Source organism: Bacillus sp. 05T21 (assembly GCF_056396785.1).
Genome location: NZ_JBFTMD010000014.1, coordinates 19,729 through 37,273 on the forward strand (window position 1 = coordinate 19,729; position 17,545 = coordinate 37,273).

Here is a 17,545-nt window from a genome sequence, read left to right on the forward strand (position 1 = left end):
GAGAGAGAGGGAACAAACCCTCTCCCTCGTTTTGTCATTGATTGCTTATATACTTAAGAATTAAAGACCTTTAGAAGTCATGTATGCAGCTAGGTCTACTACGCGGTTAGAGTAACCAGTTTCGTTATCGTACCAAGAAAGTACTTTAACCATGTTACCTTCCATTACCATTGTAGATAATGCATCGATTGTAGAAGAAGCTGTACATCCGTTATAGTCGATAGATACTAATGGCTCTTCGCTGTATCCAAGGATACCTTTTAATTCGCCTTCAGAAGCTGCTTTGAATGCTGCGTTTACATCTTCAACTGTTACTTCTTTGTCAAGTTCAACAACTAAGTCAACAAGAGAAACGTTAGCAGTTGGAACACGTACAGCGCCGCCGTTTAATTTACCTTTAAGTTCTGGTAATACTAATGCTACAGCTTTAGCAGCACCAGTAGATGTTGGGATCATGTTTTCAGCTGCTGCACGAGCACGACGTAAATCTTTGTGTGGTAAGTCTAAGATTTGTTGGTCGTTAGTGTAAGAGTGAATTGTTGTCATCATTCCGCGTTTTACGCCGAATTTTTCGTTTAATACTTTAGCGAATGGAGCTAGACAGTTTGTAGTACAAGAAGCATTAGATACTACGTTGTGGTTAGCTGCATCGTATTGTTCGTGGTTAACACCCATAACTACAGTGATATCTTCGTCAGAAGCTGGAGCTGAGATGATAACTTTCTTAACTGATCCACCTAAATGTTTCTCAGCGTCTGATTTTTTAGTGAAACGGCCAGTAGATTCTACTACTACTTCTACTCCGTAGTCGCTCCATGGTAATTGAGCTGGGTCACGCTCAGCGATAACTTTAATTTCTTTACCGTTAACAACGATGCTGTTTTCGTTAGCAGATACTTCTGCATTTAAAGTTCCGTGAACTGTATCATATTTTAAAAGGTGAGCTAATGTTTTAGCATCTGTTAAGTCGTTGATTGCTACTACTTCTACCTCAGAGTTGTTAAGAGCTGCGCGGAATACGTTACGTCCGATACGTCCAAATCCATTAATACCAATTTTAGTCATTTAAATTTCCTCCTTGGGGGATTATATTAAAGGGTAATACCCTTTGTTAATTGTTTTGCTGCACCTTCATCTGTAATTAGAATTGAAGTGTGCCCTTGCTTTATTACAGCCTGTATTGCCTTTGCCTTTGAAGAACCTCCAGCGACTGCAACAACGTGAGATACATGTTGTAAATCTTCAAGTTGCATACCAACTGTTCTTACTTTATGAACAACATTTCCTTGTTCATTAAAGTAGTAACCGAAAGCTTCGCCAACTGCTTCGCTTGCCTGAATCTTTAACCAATCTGCTTCTGAAGTATTTCTGCGACGTGCCATTGTTAACGCATCACCAATTCCATGAATGACGATATTGGAAGATCGAATCAACTCAAGAACTTCTTTCACGGAGGGCTCTGTTACAATAGACGCATATGCTTCGCTACTAACGTGATCTGGAACATACAATAAGCGATAATTACTCATCGTATTTTGTGCCATTTTGGCGCAAATGGTATTGGCTTCTAACTCGACGCCTTCTCCAATTCCACCACGTGCTGGGACAAATAGCATATGTAAATCTTTGCAATCAAGTTGCATCATGTCCGCAGCAGCAGCTAGCGTAGTTCCTCCAGCCACAGCAACGATATTATTCACTGTCAGACGGTCTTTTATACAAGTCACACAAGCACGGCCCATCTCCAGTTTGACCCAAGGTGATTCATCACTATCACCAGGGACAACGAAAACTTCATCCAAGTCTAATGTTTCCTTAAGTTGTTTTTCTAAAACCTTTAACCCGGAAATTTCTTTCATAAAGTCTTCCAAAGCAAGAACTAAAGCTGTTCCTTCTTCTGTCAAAGTCATTCCAGAAGAAGCGACGTGAACTAAGTTTTGTTCTTTCAAAACTTGAACTTCACTTCGCAATACTCGTTCTGTCATACCGAGACTTGCAGATAAGTTTCTTCTTCCAATCGGCTGCATAAGCCTAATGTACTGAAGCACTTGCATTCTCGTTTGCATAACAGGTAGCAGATCAGGTAATAATTTTTTTGTGTTCTGAATCCATGAGCGCATATCTTTTCTCCTCACTGCATCGGTTCATTTCCCTTCGTGGTCACTTTATGTCCCGTAGTGACATTTTGCGTCCCACTTAGGTTAAAAAAATAATCCCTGCTACGTGTATTATTGTAACAGGAGACAGAAACTTATTCAACTCTTAACTGCATTGTTTATATAGTTTATTATGACACCTTTGTGAATGTTACCATATTCTACTTGTCTTCCGCCTATTTCTACAACAGGAATCATTAGATGGTATTTCTCTAAAAGGTCATTATCTTCATATATATCTATTTCCTCAATTTGAAAAGAATATTCATATTGTACTTCTTTTAAAACTTGTTTCGCCTTCACGCAAAGGCCACAATCTTTTTTTGTATATAGTACAACCTTCATCTTCTTCACCTATCCAATTGTTTTTCTTAGAGACGAAGCAGGAATATGCATTTGTTCTCTATACTTCGCAACCGTTCTTCGAGAAATAACTATTTCATGCTCTTCTTCTAATAATTTTGAAATCTTTTGATCCGAAAGTGGCTTTTTCTTATTTTCTGCTCCAACAAGCGTTTGAATGAATTGTTTCACACGCTTTGTAGAAACCGCCTCATCTTCCGTCGTAGAAATAGAATTACTAAAGAACGATTTCATCTCAAATAAACCGTGCGGCGTTTGCACATATTTATTACGCGTTGCGCGACTAATTGTAGACTCATGCACACCTAACTCTTCCGCCACCTCTTTTAAAGCAAGTGGTTTTAAATACTCTGGACCTCCCCAGAAGAAATCATGCTGTTTTTCCATAATAATATTCATCACTTGTAAGAGTGTTTGTTTTCTCTGTTTCAAACTGCGCATAATCCATTGCACATGCTGATACTTCTCCGATACGTAAGAAGCCACTTCACTTTCACTATTATTTAGTAACGCACTATACTCAGAGTGAATTTCAATTCTTGGCATATTTCTCTCATTCATCTGTAAAACGAGATGATCGCCATCTTTTTTTACCGCCATATCAGGCACAATATAAAGTGGTTTATCAGAAGAAAATGCAAGACCTGGTTTCGGCTGCAATGATGTAATACAGTTCACCGCATCCTGTAATTCCTCGTTAGTACACTTCAACACTTGAACGAGCTTTCGCCAATCTTTCTTAACGAAATAATTAAAATGATCATCTATAATTTCTTCCGCTAACCCATCCCTTCTTTGTAAGCGCTTCAATTGGATTGATAGACATTCCTGAATATTACGCGCACCTACCCCTGCTGGCTCTAACGATTGAACAAGCTCCACGGAACAGTCCACTACATCAATTGGCGCAGAAAGAAGCTCTGATAACTCTTCATTTGTTTCTTGTAAATAGCCATTTCCATCCATGTTCATAATAATGAAAGAAGCTGCTTTTCGCTCTTCTTCATCTATTTTATAATACTGTAGTTGATTTAATAAATGTTGCTGAATCGTTGTAGAATCCACACTGTAGATTTCCATTTGATTCTCGACTTGTTTTCGGGTACTTTTACTTGTGTTAGAGCTCTTTTTCTTCTCCCTCTCAAAACCACCTAACTCAATAAGGGGATTCTCTAACGATTGCTCATACAAAAACTCCGATAATTCTTGTACATTATACTGGAGCATTGTAATCGCTTGCCTTAACTCTTGTGTCATTGCCAAACGTAAGCTTTGTTCTTGTAAAAGACTTGCCTTCAAACTAATCTCCCCCTTGTTTCTATTGTACAATAAGTTTGGTAAAAGGAGAATCCTATCGCAGACACCCATTCCAAAATATTATTAATTTATATGTATTAATGAGATTTACATCTTACAACCGAAAAATGAATAATATTGAAAGAAAATAATAACGCATAAAAATTATTACCACATACTAATAGTAAATCTTATAACCAGATATAACAAGAGAGAAATAAAAAAAGGTCCTAACTTACAAATGTAAGTTAGGACCTTTTGACGCGCCCAGAGGGATTCGAACCCCCGGCAGACGTGGTACCGGAAACCACCGCTCTATCCGACTGAGCTATGGGCGCATGATTATAAAAACACTTCATTTTCTTCTCATAATAATAGCAATAAAATCCATCTAAATCAATAAAAATATCGCCTTAATCCTTTATATACCTTAGCTAGGAGCCTATAAAACACATCCTTCTCCTAAATTTTCCAATCATAAATTCACCCCAACTCACAAATTATAATCTTTGAATTGATATTCCAAAGGGGGCTTCATTCAATGACTGTAATTACAAAACTAAAGCAAACTGTTTCTGGATTAAAAAGTGCACAAGCTAGCTTAGAGGGATTCGCTCTTGATACGGATAACCAACAAGCAAAGCAACTTTTCCAAACAGCTGCGCAGCAAACACAAACAATTATCGATTCTTTAAACCCGCGTGTTGAAGAAGTCCAGCAAGAAGAACCACAATACACACAGCAATAACCAAAAGTGCCATTTCATCTAATGGTACACAATTTGAGAAAAGGATGATATGCAATCATCCTTTTTCTCTCACATTACATACTGCAATAGAAATGGAATGATTATAATGCGAAAACTTGGAATCATAACCGCGTTATTTATGCTCCTATTCGGTTCACTTACCGGATGTGATAATAGCCCGTTAGATAAAAAAGTAAAGAAAGAAGAAGCTAAGCGGGCAGATGAGAAAAAGGGCCCTAAATTAACAAAAATGAGTACAGAATCCTTTAATCAATCTATATCGCAAGACGCTAAGAAAAAAGCTCTTGCTATGGAGGGGATTATAGAAGCTACCGCAGTTAATACAAATTTAGATCTTTACATAGCCATCAAACCTGAACATCACGAAAGATTTGGTTTAAAACCTTTACGAAGTAAATTAAAAAAGAAGCTAAGTGATGAAAACCCTACTTTCGATATTCGTGTAAGTACAGACAAAAAGATTTTTATGCTCATAGAAGAACTTGAAAACAAAATTAAGAACAAGAAAATAAGCAAGGATGGCATTAAAGATCAATTGAAACTCATTCAATCAGAAATGGGATCTAATATTTAAGTTTTCTAAAAGAGAAGGAAGGATTCAAATGTCTAGTAAAGATAAAAATTTAACACCTGTGCAACAAGAATATAAAAAATTCGAACAACAGCGCGAACCAAAGCGCCCCGTTTTAAAAAATTGTATAAAAGCTTTTTTCGTCGGGGGATTAATTTGTCTAATAGGTCAACTGATTTCCACCTTTTATATTACCTATTTTGATTTCACTGAACGCTCTGCCGGGAACCCTACTGTTGCAACTCTTATTTTTATCTCCATGCTACTGACGGGATTTGGCGTCTACGATCGCCTTGGGCAATTTGCTGGTGCTGGTACCGCAGTTCCCGTTACTGGATTTGGTAACTCTGTTATTGCCGCATGTATTGAACATCGGACAGAAGGATTCGTTCTCGGCGTTGGTGGTAACATGTTTAAACTAGCAGGATCGGTCATCTTATTTGGCGTATTTTCAGCTTTTGTCATCGCTCTTATTAAAACAATTCTCTTTCAATGGGGAGGGCTGTAAATGTTACAAGGACACCGAACATGGGTATTCGAAAACAAACCAGTTATCATCTCAACAGGTGTAGTCGGCGGCCCATTTGAGGCAAATGGAAAAATCCCTGAAGACTTCGATACCCTGCATGAAGATTTATGGCTCGGACAAGATTCTTACGAAAAGGCGCATAAAATTTTATTTGAAGAAGCTTGTAGCCGCGCTACCGAAAAGGCGCAGCTCCGTAAAGACGATATTCAATTCGTACTCGCAGGGGATTTAATTAACCAAATAACTCCAACGAGCTTTGCATGCCGCACACTCGGAACACCTTATCTCGGTTTATTCGGCGCCTGTTCTACCTCTATGGAAGGCTTAGCACTCGGCGCAAGTATCGTAAATGCAAAAGGTGCAAAGTATTTATTAACTGGGGCATCAAGTCATAACGCTGCGGTAGAAAAACAATTCCGCTATCCAACTGAATATGGTGGTCAAAAACCTCCTACGGCTCAGTGGACAGTGACCGGTGCAGGCGCGGCTATTTTAAGCGACACTGGATATGGTCCACAAGTAACATCGGCCACCATTGGACGAGTTATTGATATGGGACTAACAGATCCTTTTAATATGGGTGGCGCGATGGCCCCAGCTGCTGTCGATACGATTGAAGCTCATTTACGCGAACGACAAATTGACGCCTCTTATTACGACTTAATCGTAACAGGTGACCTTGGACATGTCGGTCGCGAAATTGCTTACGACCTACTACATAAACATGGAACAAAGGTAAAGAGCGAGCAATTTCAAGATTGCGGAATCATCATTTATAGAGAAGGTCAACCTGTCATAGCTGGTGGAAGTGGTCCAGGCTGTTCAGCAACAGTCGTATACGGACATTTATTAAACCGAATGAAAAGAGGAGAATTCAAAAAAATACTTGTCGTTGCGACAGGCGCTTTACTATCTCCACTTACATTCCAACAAGAAGAAACGATTCCGTGTATCGCTCACGCTGTTTCGATTGAATTTGGAGGTGCGACGCAATGATTTTTTTCTGGGCTTTCGTCATTGGTGGACTCATATGCGTAATCGGACAGCTTATGTTTGATGTCGGCAAACTAACCCCCGCTCATACGATGGCAACACTCGTTGTTGCTGGAGCTATATTAGATGGATTCAATCTGTATGAACCATTAATCGACTTTGCAGGCGCTGGCGCAACTGTACCTATTACAAGTTTCGGTAATGCCCTCGTTCATGGCGCGATGGAGGAAGCAGCCAAACATGGCATCGTCGGCGTTATTACCGGCATGTTTAAAGTAACGAGTGCTGGTGTATCAGCTGCCATTATTTTCGGCTTCATTGGAGCATTGCTATTCAAACCGAAAGGATAAGGTGTTCATATGACAGTTATCGCCAGCGTTAAAACCTGCCTTGCCAGTGTAAGGGGCGCTCAAGCAAGTTTAAGCTCCCTTTCACTAAATTCACAGGACGCGGAATCAAAACGTGTATTTCATGAATGTATGTTAGAAATGGACAGCATCATCACCGATTTACAGAATAGAGTTTCAGTATTAGAACGTGAAGAACCTCAATATAAAGGGTTTTAAGTAGACTGGAGGAAATGACTATGTCTCACCTGCCGGAATGGACACTTGTCATTCTTCGCTCTGTATTCATATTAATTATTTTATTCGCTATTACGAAATGGTTAGGAAAAAGACAAATCTCTCAGCTCTCCTTTTTTGAATACATAGCCGGAATGACAATCGGTGACATCGCTGCCCAAGTATCTACAGGGCTCGATTCAAAATTTTTCCACGGCGTCTTTGCGATACTCATTTTCGCTGTGGTACCTTTTTTCACAGGAATCCTCTCTTTAAAGAACAAAACAGCTCGAGATTTTTTTGAAGGAAAATCTACCGTATTAATAAAAGATGGAAAAATACTTGAAGATAACTTAAAGAAAGAAAAGTATACAAGTGATGAATTACTTGAGCTTCTCAGAGGAAAAAATGCGTTCAGCGTAGCTGATGTTGAATTTGCTGTACTAGAACCGAGCGGTGAATTAAATGTATTATTAAAGAAAGATCGCCAACCACTTACAGCAAAAGATATCAGCTTAAAAGTGCCAAACGAAAAAGAACCGCAAACTGTTATTATGGATGGAAATGTACTAGATGAACCTCTTTCTGCTAGCGGACATAATCGCGCTTGGTTACATTCTGAGCTAGAAAAACTCGGTGTTGTCATTGAAAATGTCTTTCTTGGTCAAGTTGATTCATACGGACAACTTACTATCGACATCTATAATGATAAACTCCAAATGCCTTCTCCTCAAAACAAGCCTTTATTATTAGCATCCTTAAAGAAATGCAATGCGGATCTTGAATTATTCTCTTTAGAAACGAAATCAAAATCAGCGAGTGATATGTACAGTAAAAACGCAAAACAAATCGAGAAAATCTTAAATAAAGTAACCTATCTGTTAAAAGAATAAAAAATGAAAGAACGCTTCTATACAAAAGGCGTTCTTTTGCCTTTTCCACACCATTAATCACGTTTAAATTTATGTAATTCGGTTATGATGTTGAAGATACATAAGCAGGGAATTTTAAAAACATAGCGAATAAATCATGATACAACTACATATTTTTTGATTTAAAGTGGTTTCGTTTGACCTTCATTGACCATAATTGTATTATAAGACTAAGAAAGCTTTTAAAGGAGGAAATAACAGATGAATTTAATTCCTACAGTAATTGAACAAACAAATCGTGGAGAACGCGCTTACGATATTTACTCTCGACTATTAAAGGATCGCATCATTATGCTTGGTAGCGCAATTGATGACAACGTAGCAAACTCAATCGTTTCCCAGCTTTTATTCTTGGAATCTCAAGATCCAGAAAAAGATATTCACATCTATATCAACAGCCCTGGTGGTTCTATCACAGCTGGTATGGCAATTTACGATACAATGCAGTTTATTAAACCACAAGTATCAACAATCTGTATCGGTATGGCTGCATCTATGGGTGCATTCTTACTTGCAGCAGGTGAAAAAGGAAAACGTTACGCGCTTCCAAACAGTGAAGTTATGATTCACCAACCACTTGGCGGAGCACAAGGTCAAGCGACTGAAATCGAAATCGCTGCAAAACGTATCCTATTCTTACGTGAAAAATTAAACCAAATTCTTGCTGACCGCACAGGTCAACCACTTGAAGTTCTACAACGCGACACAGACCGCGACAACTTCATGACAGCAGAAAGAGCTCTAGAATACGGCTTAATCGATAAGATCTTTACAAATCGTTAATACACTTAAAAGCGGAGGCGGCTCGTTTAGAACAGGAGGAAGTTGGAACCCCTGATTCCGAGGCGCCTTTTGCCTCGAATGAAGGGGTGAAACGACCGACTGTTCTAGCCGCCGGAGCTGGATACATCTAAAAGCGGAAGCGGCTCGTTCAGAATGAGAGGGGGATGGAGCTTCTGACAAAGAGGTGCTTTTTAACTCGACGGAAGAAGCGAAGCCACCGACCATTCTAGCCGCTGGAGCTGGATACATCTAAAAGCGGAAGCGCCCTATTACAGGGCGCTTTTTTTATTATGTACAAGGGTATCACATACCCCACCTAGTATCTAATCCAATATATCAGCGATTTTTCAATTTTATCGACCACAACTCAAATTATATCGGCGTTTCGACACAACTTATCGACTTACCGACAATTTCCGACAAGTATGAACCACCAACATACCCCGACTGTTTGTTACCCCGCACCAAACAGAATGCCCGCAAGTAACAAAATAAAAAAAGCTATCGCACATTCGCGATAACCCTTTATTGTACATATGCAGTTAATGCTTCCAAAGCCTCTTCTGCATCTGAACCTTCTGTTGTGATTGTAATCATGCTACCAATTCCGATTGCTAAGCTCATAATCCCCATTATGCTCTTTGCATTCACTGTCTTTCCATCTTTCTCGATGAAGATATCCGCATGAAAGCGATTTGCCTCTTGTACAAACAACGCAGCCGGACGTGCTTGTAAGCCGTTTTTTAATGCCACTTTAACCAGTTTTTGAACCACAGCTCCATTTCCCCTTTAACCTTTTATTTTTTTGCTACTGTTTCCCCCGCGCGTAATTTCTCTGCAATTTCATCGATTTTACGCAAACGATGATTAATACCCGATTTACTAATTTTCCCCCCGGATACCATCTCACCTAACTCTTTCAATGTTACATCTTGATAATCTCTTCGTAACTGTGCAATTTCTCTTAATTTATCTGGCAAAATATCAAGCCCAACCGTCTCATCAATATAGCGGATGTTCTCAATTTGCCTTAGCGCTGCACCAATTGTTTTATTTAAATTAGCTGTTTCGCAGTTAACTAAACGATTTACTGAATTACGCATATCACGAACAATTCGAATATCTTCAAATCTTAAAAGTGCATTATGAGCACCTATAATATTTAAAAACTCTGTAATTTTTTCAGCTTCTTTCAAATACGTAATGTACCCTTTTCTTCTTTCCAACGTCTTACTATTTAAATCAAATCCGTTCATCAGTTCACATATAGAATCATTATGCTCCTTATATAACGAAAAGATCTCTAAATGATAAGATGATGTTTCTGGGTTATTTACTGAACCACCTGCTAAAAATGCACCGCGTAAATACGATCGTTTACAACATTTCTTCTCGATTAATTCCTGCGATATATTTCGAATAAACGAAAAGTCATCTCGAACAATGTGAAGATCTGCTAATATTTCACGAGACTTCTCAACAAGCCGCACGATATATACATTATTTTTCTTCAATCGCATTTTTTTACGAACAAGTAATTCTACCGTCACATCATATCCTTTTTTCAAAAGCGTATAAATCCTTCTTGCAATTGCTGCATTTTCCGTTTGAATATCGATAGATAGGCGACGGTTTGAAAAAGAAAGCGATCCGTTCATTCGAAGCAACGCCGATAATTCCGATTTCTCACAGCATTCCTTCATTTCAAGGTTGGTCAACTCTTTCTTTGTTTCTGATGCAAATGACACAGTCAACACCTCCTTATACTATTACTTTGGAACAAAAATCTTGTCCTATATGAATGAGGAGCGTTACCTCAAACGAGGCAACGCACATTTATAACAATGAATATAAAATAGAAGCTAACTTTAATGTATCATGCCTTACAACACGCTCATCATATTTCGCTAATCTATCTTGAATGATTTCGATATTATGTTCAGCAAAACGATCTGTATCCAGTGCAACTGGTTCCGACATTTCTTCCTCATATAAATTACGTAATTCACGAGGAATATCACGATTATTTACAATCGCAGTGTCGATAAATGGTTTACCTAAATGATCATGTAACGCCTGCACATGATCAAACGCAGTATAACCCTTCGTTTCGCCCGCTTGCGTCATAACATTACATACATATACCTTCTTCGCTTTTGCAGCAAGAACAGCGTCTCCAATTTTGTTAACAACTAAATTCGGTAATATACTTGTGTACAGACTTCCTGGACCGAAAACAAGCAAATCAGCTCGTTTAATTTCCGTCAACGTTTCACATAACGGTTCTACATCTTCTGGAGTTAAAAAGACACGATTAATCTTCTTCCCGAAATGAGGAATCTTTGATTCACCTGTTACAATTTCTCCATCTTCTAATTCTGCATGAAGTACCGCACTTTGATTCGCTGCTGGTAATACACGTCCTCTGACATTTAATACTTTACTCGTTTCCGTAATCGCGTGGTAAAAGTCTCCTGTAATCGAAGTCATACCTGCCAACAATAAATTTCCTAACGCATGCCCTTTCAGTCCGTCTCCAGTTGTAAAACGGTGCTGAAATAAAGCCTCCACTAATGGTTCTACATCCGATAACGCAACAAGTACGTTACGAATATCACCTGGAGGTGGAATTTCTAGCTCATCACGTAGTCTACCTGAACTGCCTCCATCGTCGGCTACTGTTACAACTGCTGTAATATCAACAGGATATTGTTTTAATCCCCTTAATAAAACAGAAAGTCCAGTTCCACCTCCCATGATAACAATTTTAGGTTTTCTCTCTTTTTTCATCCCTTAATGGCCCTTTCTCTTCTCCACATCACGATGAGATACATGAACGCTATACTCTGGTTTCAAATGTTTCCCAAGGTACTCTGTAAGCGTAACAGAACGATGTTGCCCACCTGTACATCCAATCGCAATTACAAGTTGACTCTTACCTTCTCTTTTATAATGAGGCAGCATGAAAGTGATAAGATCCGTCAATTTCTCTAAAAACTTATGTGTTTCATTAAATTTCAACACATACGACGAAACTTCTTCATCCAGTCCTGTTAATGGCTTCATATGTGGAATATAATATGGATTTGGTAAAAAGCGAACATCAAATACTAAATCAGCATCAATTGGAATTCCGTACTTAAATCCAAATGACATAACATTTACACGAAATGCTTGCTCAGTTTCTGTTGAGAATAAGTGAACAATTTTTTCTCGTAATTCTTTCGGTTTCAAATCAGATGTATCAAGCACAATATTCGCTCGTGCCTTCATATCAGTTAAGAGACCACGCTCAGCTTCAATTCCCTTTAACGGCAAGCCAGTTGGCGCAAGTGGATGCGAACGTCTCGTTTCTTTATAACGAGTTACAAGTGTGCTATCTTTCGCATCTAAAAATAAAATATGAGGAATAATCCATGTACGTTCTGATAAATCATCAAGCGCTCCCCATAAATATTCAAAAAACTCTCGGCCACGTAAATCAATACCAAGTGCCACTTTATTCATTTTTCCTTTTGAATCTGCCATAAGTTCAATAAACTTCGGCAATAACATCGGTGGTAAATTATCTACACAAAAATATCCTAAATCTTCGAAACTTTGTAACGCTACCGTCTTTCCAGCTCCAGACATCCCTGTAATAATTACCATTTTTATATCATTATTCTCTGTCATCGTATCCTCTCCTTGCAGGTTTAACTCGGATCTAATCGATATGAAAGCAACTCAAAATCTGGGGTATATACAAATGTACCGTAGATTATACCATTCCCTTTAATTAAATAATCAATAATGTGATAATCTCCTGGTGCCATTGCTAAATCATCAATTTTATCAAATGTATGCCAACCAATGATGCCTTCTTCGCTCTCTAATTTGTTTTCTCCTGCAAAATCTGTTGCTAAAAAGGAGAACATCATCCATTCAGAAACAACTTTATCACCTTCTTGGATGACAAAAGTGAAGACCCCTTTTAATGCTGGATTCTTTAAATAAATACCTGTTTCTTCACGATACTCGCGAACAACGGAATCTCTTACTGTCTCACCACGCTCCATTTTCCCGCCCGGTGCAACCCACCAATTTCGGCGAGGTTTTTGGAGTAAGAGTACTTCATTATCTCTAATTAACACACAGTTTGTCACTCTTTGCATGTTTCTTCACCTCAGCTACTTGCAGCAAAATTTCTCACTGCATACTCATTTCATTATACTATCAAAAACAGTTTGCTACAACGAAGGTGCCAGTCCCCTTTCGCTAAGCAATTGTAAAAATTCTTTCTATAACAAGCAATCAAAATACCTTACTTCCCATGAATAGCACATAAAAATCCCCTTAACGATTTTTATCGTTAAGGGGATTAAAACACTTATTTCTTACCGAAATAAGTAACAACCGCAAATCCTAAAATAAAAGTAATAATTGAACTTACAATTGAAATTCCACCAGTCGGAATTCCAGGGAACACAATGACAATCGACCCGATAACGAGCCCAATAATTGCCGCAAATGTCATACTTTTATAACGATCTAACAAATAACTAATTCCTTTACTACTTACAACAAATCCGGCCATCACGCCGGCACCGATAACCACGATTAACGGTAAATTGAGTGTAGTTAAAGCGTTAATTGCTGTCGGATACACACCAATAATTAATAAAATAAACGATCCACTAATTCCAGGAAGAAGCATAGCCATACTAGCCATCCATCCTGCGAAAAATAAACCAATTGCATTTAAAATTGTTAACGTCGTAATCGGATCAGCTGCCTTATCTGGTTTAAAGAATGCTGTTATTGCAACAAGAATTGCTGCAATTATTAATAAGGCAATATGACTACCTTTAAACGTTGCCTTTGCATCAGCTTCTCTCATTAACATCGGTAATATACTAATAATTAAACCGAGGAAGAAAAATTGAGTCGGTTCATAATGATTTGCTAATAAATATTTAATAACATGACTTAACGTTAGAAAAGCTGCCGCTACACCAGCTGCAAGTGGGATTAAAAACGCTAAATGTTTTTTCCATTCACGACTAAAGAATCCGCTAATTGCTGCGAGCAATTGTTCATAAATCCCCAACACAACAGCGATTGTTCCGCCGCTCACACCAGGAATTAAATCACTAACGCCCATACAAAATCCACGATATATATTACGCCATTCCATACTGAATAAATTCCTCATTTCTTATAGTGATTTTTCCCGTAAATTCTAGTATAACAATAAGAAACACTATATTCTTAATTATTTTTGACAAAAGTTTGACATTTGAACAAAAAAAAGAAAGCCACCTATCGGTAGCTTTCTTCCAAAAAGGAAAAAACACCCTTATTTTTCTGTTACAGTCTTTAGTTCCTCTACTAACTCTTCTATATAATGCTGTGCACTCTGCGCTGCAATACTACCATCGCCTGTTGCCGTTACAATTTGACGAAGCATTTTTTCACGAACATCACCAGCTGCGAAAATACCAGGAACTTTCGTTTCCATACGCTCGTTCGTTTCAACATAACCATTTTCATTTGTAATACCTAGTTCAACAAACGGTTTTGATAATGGTAACATACCGATGTATATGAAAACGCCGTCAGTTTTAACTTCTTGTTCTTCTCCGCTGTTTACATCTACAAGTGTTACGCTTCCTACTTTACCATTTGCATCGTTAATTTCTTTTATAGTGTGATTCCAAATGAAATCTACTTTCTCATTTTGGAAAGCACGATCTTGTAAAATTTTCTGTGCACGAAGAGTGTCACGACGGTGAACGATCGTTACTTTTGATGCGAAGCGTGTTAAGAATACACCCTCTTCAACAGCAGAATCTCCGCCGCCAATAACAACAAGTTCTTTCCCTTTAAAGAATGCACCATCACATACTGCACAATATGATACACCGCGGCCGCCAAGTTCTGTTTCACCTGGCACACCAATTTTTTTATACTCTGCACCGCTTGCAACGATAATTGCACGTGCTTTATATTCTTTTTTACCAGCAATAATTGTTTTGTACTCTTTACCATCGATGATTGCTTTCACATCACCGTATGCATATTCAGCACCAAATTTCTTCGCATGCTCAAACATTTTATTTGATAAGTCTGGTCCTAAAATAGACTCATAACCTGGATAGTTCTCTACATCTTCTGTATTTGCCATTTGTCCACCTGGGATACCACGCTCAAGCATCAGTGTGCTTAAATTCGCACGAGATGTATATACCGCAGCTGTCATACCAGCTGGTCCTGCACCAATAATAATGACATCATAAATTTTTTCTTCTGACACACTATTCACTCCCATTCATTCATACACATTAAGTTACCCTCATTATACTGTTAGCATCATTTTTTTCCCAATGATTTGCCTACCCTACGTGTGCGTGCGCTTAACAGCCTGCACATACTTTCGTACAGTCGCTACAGATACATTATATACATCACCAAGCTCTGCCTGTGTCATCTTATTTCTTTGTTCGCCGCGCACAATGTATTCAATTGCCGCTGACCAACCGTACACATTTGTAAAAGTCGCTCCAGATGTATATAAACGTATGAACGTGCAAAACCAAAAATTTAAACACTCTTCGATTAATTCATCGTCTTTTTTCGTATAATTGTATAATGCATCCGCGATTCGTACGCACTGTTCAAATTGCTGTAAATCAGCTGGGATACTTTTATGACTATTAAGTAAAAAGAAATATTTTGCAAGTTGCGATACGATTGGAACACCATTTTTCGCTTGCGTTACATCAAAGAAGAATCCAACCTTCTCTGGTGTTGACAATTCATTCATTAAATATAAAGCTAGCATTTTCTCTTCTAGCGTCGTACTTTGCTGAAATGATTTTCGTAACTCTTCAAATAAAAGATTTTGTCCTTCATCTGCTAAATTCAGTGCATTCCACGGTTCTTTTCCTTTTTTATCAGGATGCAATTCTACAACATGTTGCCACATTTTTCCAGCTACTTGCTGTTCCTTCACCATATACGCAGAGTATGCAAACCAGTAATAAAAACTGACGTCTCCTTCATACCCTTGACGCTTTAATACTTTGAACCATTTATATGCAGGTTCAAAATGACCAATTGTTGCAAGTGTTGTTCCAAGTTTCAAACGATGCTCAAATGAAATTGGATATACCGAAACTAACTGCCCCGCTAATGACTCTACTTGCTTATGCTCTCCAATTGAATATAGAAAAATAAGCGTATTACAAAGCGCATGCATATTACCAGGATTTTTCTCTAAAATCATTTCTGTTAACTTAAGCGCTTGATCTACATTACCTGATTGAAAATGTGCAATCGCTAAATTATTATGTCCTGACCAAAATTCTGGATATTCTTTCGTAACAACTTCTAGTGTAGCAATCGCCTCTTCTAATTGTCCGTTACGAATGTAGCGGTTCGCTTCTTCTTGCATAACAATTAGCTCATCTTCATCCTCAATCTCTTCCGCACCCATTGCATCTTCTTCCATAATCTCAAGCAATTCTAATGTATCTTTTACAAATTCCTTCTCTTCCGCAACTTCTAAATATCGCTCTGCATACTTCTTCGCCTGTTGAAACAAGCCCATATATGCATAATTATTTGAAATAAAATAATAGCATTGCTCAAGTTCAGGATTGGATCTAACAAGCTTTAGAAATATCTGATTCGACTCTTGATATTCACCAGATTCAGATAATGCTATTGCTAGTTGGCATAAAATAAACGGCTCCTTTTCGCTTTGTGCTGCTCTTCGAAAATATTTAATTGCATCTTGCAATTTTTGCCCTTTATAAGCCCTCATCCCTTTTTTATAAAAGAAGTCCGCTAACTGATTAAAAGAGATAACTTGTCCGTTCTCCTTATATATTCTTTGATTTTTCCCCATATATCCTCCAGTTTTTTGTTTTCTTCGTTCACACATTCTTCTATCTATAAGTATAAACGATTCCGTAAAAAACAAAACAGTATATTATAATCAATTATTTCCTTTTTATTCATAAAAAGAGAAGGGAAATGTTACATTTTTAACATCAACCTTCTCTAGTGGCCATTTCCTCTTTCGTATAAATAATACGCATCGGATTTCCGCCTACGAAAGCGCCGCCTGGTACATCTTTATGGACAAGTGTGCCTGCTGAAACGATAGCTCCATCTCCAATTGTCACACCTGGTAAAATTGTCGTATTCGCTCCAATCATAACTTCATTCCCTATGACGATTTCTCCGAGTCGATACTCACGAATTAAATATTCATGCGCTAAAAGCGTTGTATTATAGCCGATAATTGAATTGTCTCCCACAGTAATCTTTTCTGGAAACATAATATCTGGCATTACCATAAGTGCAAACGACGTTTTCTTTCCTACTTCCATCCGTAAAAACGTGCGATATAACCAATTCTTTACGGATAAAAATGGCGTGTAACGTGCGATTTGGATGATAATAAAGTTTTTCATTACCTTCCAAAAAGAAACTGTTTTATACACATTCCACAATGAATTTTCTCCTGAAACAGGATAGCGCGTTGTCCGTCGCACTGAACTCTCTCCTCTACTTATATAAAGTGACACTTTAACCGGCAGGA

21 protein-coding genes and 1 tRNA gene are annotated in these 17,545 nt (G+C 38.2%); 8 read left to right on the forward strand and 14 right to left on the reverse strand.

The window, feature by feature from the left end:
* Positions 1–60 precede the first annotated feature (60 nt).
* From gap to AC1DKZ_RS21165, 5 genes are all read right to left on the reverse strand, one after another.
* A complete protein-coding gene (gene gap, locus AC1DKZ_RS21145; protein WP_002016071.1) occupies positions 61–1,065 on the reverse strand; it encodes a type I glyceraldehyde-3-phosphate dehydrogenase in 1,005 nt (334 codons plus the stop codon).
* Positions 1,066–1,091: 26 nt separating this feature from the next.
* Positions 1,092–2,120, reverse strand: a complete 1,029-nt coding sequence (gene cggR, locus AC1DKZ_RS21150) for a gapA transcriptional regulator CggR (protein ID WP_002089545.1) — start codon at positions 2,118–2,120, stop codon at positions 1,092–1,094.
* Positions 2,121–2,255: 135 nt separating this feature from the next.
* Positions 2,256–2,501 (reverse strand): glutaredoxin family protein, encoded by a 246-nt coding sequence (locus AC1DKZ_RS21155; RefSeq protein ID WP_002089547.1) that lies wholly within the window; start codon positions 2,499–2,501, stop codon positions 2,256–2,258.
* Positions 2,502–2,510: 9 nt separating this feature from the next.
* Positions 2,511–3,818 (reverse strand): RNA polymerase factor sigma-54, encoded by a 1,308-nt coding sequence (gene rpoN, locus AC1DKZ_RS21160; RefSeq protein ID WP_088291984.1) that lies wholly within the window; start codon positions 3,816–3,818, stop codon positions 2,511–2,513.
* Positions 3,819–4,077: 259 nt separating this feature from the next.
* Positions 4,078–4,153: transfer RNA gene (locus tag AC1DKZ_RS21165), tRNA-Arg, on the reverse strand.
* 203 nt (positions 4,154–4,356) lie between these two features.
* Between AC1DKZ_RS21165 and AC1DKZ_RS21170 the strand changes: the two genes are divergently transcribed.
* The 8 genes from AC1DKZ_RS21170 (at position 4,357) to clpP (ending at position 8,955) form a co-directional block, all read left to right on the forward strand.
* Entirely contained in the window at positions 4,357–4,563 is a 207-nt protein-coding gene (locus AC1DKZ_RS21170; protein ID WP_000216167.1) for a DUF1657 domain-containing protein, read from the forward strand.
* Positions 4,564–4,669: 106 nt separating this feature from the next.
* On the forward strand, positions 4,670–5,158 hold the full coding sequence (locus AC1DKZ_RS21175; protein ID WP_002016077.1) for a YhcN/YlaJ family sporulation lipoprotein: 489 nt from the start codon (positions 4,670–4,672) through the stop codon (positions 5,156–5,158).
* Between the two features lie 28 nt (positions 5,159–5,186).
* Positions 5,187–5,663 (forward strand): stage V sporulation protein AC, encoded by a 477-nt coding sequence (gene spoVAC, locus AC1DKZ_RS21180; RefSeq protein ID WP_002034730.1) that lies wholly within the window; start codon positions 5,187–5,189, stop codon positions 5,661–5,663.
* The gene (gene spoVAD / locus AC1DKZ_RS21185; protein WP_002089557.1) at positions 5,664–6,680 is read left to right on the forward strand and encodes a stage V sporulation protein AD; all 1,017 of its coding nucleotides are present in this window, start codon (positions 5,664–5,666) and stop codon (positions 6,678–6,680) included.
* The gene (gene spoVAE / locus AC1DKZ_RS21190) at positions 6,677–7,027 is read left to right on the forward strand and encodes a stage V sporulation protein AE (protein ID WP_000575919.1); all 351 of its coding nucleotides are present in this window, start codon (positions 6,677–6,679) and stop codon (positions 7,025–7,027) included. Before spoVAD ends, spoVAE begins: the two co-directional genes overlap by 4 nt.
* 9 nt (positions 7,028–7,036) lie before the next feature.
* A complete protein-coding gene (locus AC1DKZ_RS21195; protein WP_002034728.1) occupies positions 7,037–7,243 on the forward strand; it encodes a DUF1657 domain-containing protein in 207 nt (68 codons plus the stop codon).
* A 20-nt stretch (positions 7,244–7,263) separates the two neighbouring features.
* On the forward strand, positions 7,264–8,133 hold the full coding sequence (locus tag AC1DKZ_RS21200; RefSeq protein WP_002016080.1) for a DUF421 domain-containing protein: 870 nt from the start codon (positions 7,264–7,266) through the stop codon (positions 8,131–8,133).
* 240 nt (positions 8,134–8,373) lie between these two features.
* Complete coding sequence (gene clpP / locus AC1DKZ_RS21205; RefSeq protein WP_001049163.1) at positions 8,374–8,955, forward strand: ATP-dependent Clp endopeptidase proteolytic subunit ClpP; 582 nt, start codon at positions 8,374–8,376, stop codon at positions 8,953–8,955.
* Positions 8,956–9,480: 525 nt separating this feature from the next.
* Here clpP and AC1DKZ_RS21210 read toward each other — a convergent pair.
* From AC1DKZ_RS21210 to AC1DKZ_RS21250, 9 genes are all read right to left on the reverse strand, one after another.
* Positions 9,481–9,729, reverse strand: a complete 249-nt coding sequence (locus tag AC1DKZ_RS21210) for an HPr family phosphocarrier protein (protein ID WP_107887228.1) — start codon at positions 9,727–9,729, stop codon at positions 9,481–9,483.
* Between the two features lie 23 nt (positions 9,730–9,752).
* Complete coding sequence (whiA, locus tag AC1DKZ_RS21215) at positions 9,753–10,703, reverse strand: DNA-binding protein WhiA (protein WP_002016082.1); 951 nt, start codon at positions 10,701–10,703, stop codon at positions 9,753–9,755.
* An 88-nt stretch (positions 10,704–10,791) separates the two neighbouring features.
* A complete protein-coding gene (locus AC1DKZ_RS21220; protein WP_107887227.1) occupies positions 10,792–11,745 on the reverse strand; it encodes a uridine diphosphate-N-acetylglucosamine-binding protein YvcK in 954 nt (317 codons plus the stop codon).
* Positions 11,746–11,748: 3 nt separating this feature from the next.
* Positions 11,749–12,630 carry an RNase adapter RapZ gene (rapZ, locus tag AC1DKZ_RS21225; RefSeq protein ID WP_002016084.1) on the reverse strand — a complete coding sequence of 294 codons (882 nt, stop codon included), beginning with the start codon at positions 12,628–12,630 and terminating at the stop codon, positions 11,749–11,751.
* 20 nt (positions 12,631–12,650) lie between these two features.
* Entirely contained in the window at positions 12,651–13,109 is a 459-nt protein-coding gene (locus AC1DKZ_RS21230) for an NUDIX hydrolase (protein WP_001190080.1), read from the reverse strand.
* 215 nt (positions 13,110–13,324) lie between these two features.
* Entirely contained in the window at positions 13,325–14,131 is an 807-nt protein-coding gene (locus tag AC1DKZ_RS21235; protein WP_002016085.1) for a DUF368 domain-containing protein, read from the reverse strand.
* A 162-nt stretch (positions 14,132–14,293) separates the two neighbouring features.
* Complete coding sequence (gene trxB / locus AC1DKZ_RS21240) at positions 14,294–15,250, reverse strand: thioredoxin-disulfide reductase (RefSeq protein ID WP_002089563.1); 957 nt, start codon at positions 15,248–15,250, stop codon at positions 14,294–14,296.
* An 84-nt stretch (positions 15,251–15,334) separates the two neighbouring features.
* The gene (locus AC1DKZ_RS21245) at positions 15,335–16,846 is read right to left on the reverse strand and encodes a tetratricopeptide repeat protein (protein WP_107887225.1); all 1,512 of its coding nucleotides are present in this window, start codon (positions 16,844–16,846) and stop codon (positions 15,335–15,337) included.
* A 145-nt stretch (positions 16,847–16,991) separates the two neighbouring features.
* Positions 16,992–17,498 (reverse strand): acyltransferase, encoded by a 507-nt coding sequence (locus AC1DKZ_RS21250; RefSeq protein ID WP_002139159.1) that lies wholly within the window; start codon positions 17,496–17,498, stop codon positions 16,992–16,994.
* Positions 17,499–17,545 lie beyond the last annotated feature (47 nt).

Coding starts and splice junctions, on each gene's coding strand:
- gap (WP_002016071.1), bottom strand. CDS start 1,065: ATGACTAAAATTGGTATTAATGGATTTGGACGTATCGGACGTAACGTA.
- cggR (WP_002089545.1), bottom strand. CDS start 2,120: ATGCGCTCATGGATTCAGAACACAAAAAAATTATTACCTGATCTGCTA.
- AC1DKZ_RS21155 (WP_002089547.1), bottom strand. CDS start 2,501: ATGAAGGTTGTACTATATACAAAAAAAGATTGTGGCCTTTGCGTGAAG.
- AC1DKZ_RS21170 (WP_000216167.1), top strand. CDS start 4,357: ATGACTGTAATTACAAAACTAAAGCAAACTGTTTCTGGATTAAAAAGT.
- AC1DKZ_RS21175 (WP_002016077.1), top strand. CDS start 4,670: ATGCGAAAACTTGGAATCATAACCGCGTTATTTATGCTCCTATTCGGT.
- spoVAC (WP_002034730.1), top strand. CDS start 5,187: ATGTCTAGTAAAGATAAAAATTTAACACCTGTGCAACAAGAATATAAA.
- spoVAD (WP_002089557.1), top strand. CDS start 5,664: ATGTTACAAGGACACCGAACATGGGTATTCGAAAACAAACCAGTTATC.
- spoVAE (WP_000575919.1), top strand. CDS start 6,677: ATGATTTTTTTCTGGGCTTTCGTCATTGGTGGACTCATATGCGTAATC.
- AC1DKZ_RS21195 (WP_002034728.1), top strand. CDS start 7,037: ATGACAGTTATCGCCAGCGTTAAAACCTGCCTTGCCAGTGTAAGGGGC.
- AC1DKZ_RS21200 (WP_002016080.1), top strand. CDS start 7,264: ATGTCTCACCTGCCGGAATGGACACTTGTCATTCTTCGCTCTGTATTC.
- clpP (WP_001049163.1), top strand. CDS start 8,374: ATGAATTTAATTCCTACAGTAATTGAACAAACAAATCGTGGAGAACGC.
- AC1DKZ_RS21220 (WP_107887227.1), bottom strand. CDS start 11,745: ATGAAAAAAGAGAGAAAACCTAAAATTGTTATCATGGGAGGTGGAACT.
- rapZ (WP_002016084.1), bottom strand. CDS start 12,630: ATGACAGAGAATAATGATATAAAAATGGTAATTATTACAGGGATGTCT.
- AC1DKZ_RS21230 (WP_001190080.1), bottom strand. CDS start 13,109: ATGCAAAGAGTGACAAACTGTGTGTTAATTAGAGATAATGAAGTACTC.
- AC1DKZ_RS21235 (WP_002016085.1), bottom strand. CDS start 14,131: ATGGAATGGCGTAATATATATCGTGGATTTTGTATGGGCGTTAGTGAT.
- AC1DKZ_RS21245 (WP_107887225.1), bottom strand. CDS start 16,846: ATGGGGAAAAATCAAAGAATATATAAGGAGAACGGACAAGTTATCTCT.